This window comes from Mesorhizobium sp. M2A.F.Ca.ET.037.01.1.1, from assembly GCF_003998075.1.
Lineage (GTDB): Bacteria > Pseudomonadota > Alphaproteobacteria > Rhizobiales > Rhizobiaceae > Mesorhizobium.
Map to the genome: position 1 here is coordinate 1 of NZ_RZSA01001532.1, position 930 is coordinate 930.

General features: G+C 66.2%; 1 protein-coding gene and 1 pseudogene. One reads left to right on the plus strand and one right to left on the minus strand.

The window, feature by feature from the left end; all coding sequences use genetic code 11:
• A partial coding sequence (locus EOA27_RS38145) for a YafY family protein (protein ID WP_145970892.1) occupies nt 1-462 on the minus strand: 462 nt, incomplete at its 3' end.
• A gap of 108 nt (nt 463-570) precedes the next feature.
• Between EOA27_RS38145 and EOA27_RS38150 the strand changes: the two are divergent.
• Nucleotides 571-930, plus strand: a pseudogene (locus EOA27_RS38150) (class I SAM-dependent rRNA methyltransferase); the annotation flags it as partial.

Genomic DNA, 930 nt, shown 5'->3' on the forward strand with positions numbered 1-930 from the left:
ATAGAGGAAGCCCAGCTTGCGTTCCTCGCGGATCGCCTGCCGCACAACGCCGAGGTCGATCGCTTCGAGATTGTCCGAGCGCGGCCCGACAAGCAGCGTCGTGGCATCGAGGTCCTCGCGCAGATCATCCGGCAGCACCGCCGCGATCTTGGCCAGCGCATCGGTCGCGGCGGCGGCCAGCTTTTTGTCCGGCTGCTTTGCCACCCAGCGCGAGCCGAGCACGATGGCCTCGATCTCCTCGTCTGAGAACATCAGCGGCGGCAGCATGAAGCCTGGCTTCAGCACATAGCCAAGCCCCGCCTCGCCTTCGATCGGCGCGCCCTGCCGCTGCAGCGACACGATATCGCGATAGAGCGTGCGAATCGACACGCCCATCTCGTCCGCAAGCGTGCGGCCGCTCACCGGCCGACGGTGGCGGCGCAGGATCTGGATAAGGTCGAGCAAGCGTTCAGAACGGGACATGGTCGGTTTGCGTGTCTCCAGAGCTGGGTGCATCATAGATGCGGGACCATTTTGTTGCGCGGCCCGAATCCCTATGTCAAAAGCGGCCTGCCGTTCCGGAGACCGTTCTTGAAATCCTTTCGCGATCGAAACCGCGACAACCGCCTGCGTCAGCCCGTAAAAGCCAGCAGTGTCCAACCGCGTCCAGACGAACGGCGCGAAGCGAGGCCGGAACACAGGCAGGACGCCAAGCCGGCGCCGCGCGTGCTTGCGCGCCGCGAGGGTTCCTTGCCCGCCGAGCGCCTGCCGCTGATCCTCGAAGTCGCGCCCAACGCCGACTACGCGCTGCTGGACAGCGGCGCGGGCGAAAAGCTCGAGCAATACGGCCCCTATCGCATCGTGCGCCCCGAGGGTCAGGCGATCTGGCAGCGCGCCCTTCCGGCAAAGGAATGGGCGCGCGCCGACGCCGTCTTCACCGGTGACACCGAC